We start from the raw sequence: 1176 nt of genomic DNA, 5'->3' as shown, positions 1-1176 counted from the left end.
GCTTATGCCGATGTTTGGATTATGCCGACCTTTTCGGGTTGCCCCTGGTGAGGGCCGAAGGGCGTTGACTCTTGTCGGCATAATTTTGGGATGAGAGTCTGCCTGCTCCTGAAGGAAGGAGCAGGTGATCAATAACTCGATGTGTGCCGAATACGCGTCGATCGCCGCTGTGGATGACCCGGGGTTTATAGGGACTGAGATCACCGTAGGTGACCAGGTCTTTTCCGCGGATCAGTGGAGGCAGAAAATTTGGCCTCGCCGCTGTGCGGGGCCTATGACTGCAGTGATGGCCGAGTTCATAGATTGGCTGCTGGTACAAGGTTATGCTCCCTTGACCCAGCGTAATCATGTGCGTGCAGCAGCGCGGCTGGGCTCATGGATGACCGAGGCTGGTGTCGGACTCGATGGCCTTGACCCAGACCGTGTCAGGCTCATGGTGGCTCAGGATAATCAACGCCACCCCAAGCACCGGTCGGCCAATGAGAATATCTCGGCGGTGATGCGCTTCCTGCAACAGACAGGCAGAGTTCCGGCCGCTGCGACTGTTGAGGTGCCGACTGGGCCAGTGCAGGTGTGTCTTGCAGCCTGGGCGCGTTTCTTAGCACAAGAACAGGAACAAGGACCAAGCTGGATCGGGAAGGCCCGTAGTTTCGGGGAAGGCTTTCTGAGGCTGATCGAGGACGAGCAGGGCCAGCTGGCATGGGGCCAGGTTGATGCCGCGATGGCCAACGAGTTCTTGGCCCGTGCCGTGGCCGGCTATTCCTCCTCAACGGCTCAGTCGATGGCCGCGCTGTTGCGTGGACTGCTCACCTGGGCGGCAGCCCAGGGATGGATCAGCGACACCATTGCCAGTGGGGTTCTCTCTGCTCGACGAGTTCGGCCTGATCTGCCGGTGGCGATGCGCAGTGCTGAACTCGCCGCGCTAAAGCGCGCAGTCGATCTGACCAGCCCCACGGGATTACGAGATGCAGCGATCATCGCGATGCTTTCTCGATTAGGGATACGTGCCGGCGAAGTTGCTGACCTGAGTCTTGATGACATCGACTGGAGAAGATCGTCTCTGCAAGTGACCGGCAAGGGCGGTCGAGTGCTGGTGCTTCCGATGCCGGCCGATCTTGGCCAGGTCCTGGTTGATTACTTGCGCGTGCGTCGGGCCGACCCCGGTGAACGCGGTGT

At 59.9% G+C, this 1176-nt stretch carries 1 protein-coding gene; it reads left to right on the top strand.

Annotated features, from left to right (window positions below):
- Positions 1-286: 286 nt before the first annotated feature.
- Positions 287-1176 (top strand): tyrosine-type recombinase/integrase (locus tag IEW85_RS14220; RefSeq protein ID WP_229659068.1); only part of this gene is annotated, 890 nt, incomplete at its 3' end.

Source organism: Nesterenkonia cremea (assembly GCF_014642675.1).
Classification (GTDB): Bacteria; Actinomycetota; Actinomycetes; order Actinomycetales; family Micrococcaceae; genus Nesterenkonia; species Nesterenkonia cremea.
Note: the sequence above shows the minus strand (reverse complement) of the source record. Positions and strands in the feature narration are given on the sequence as shown.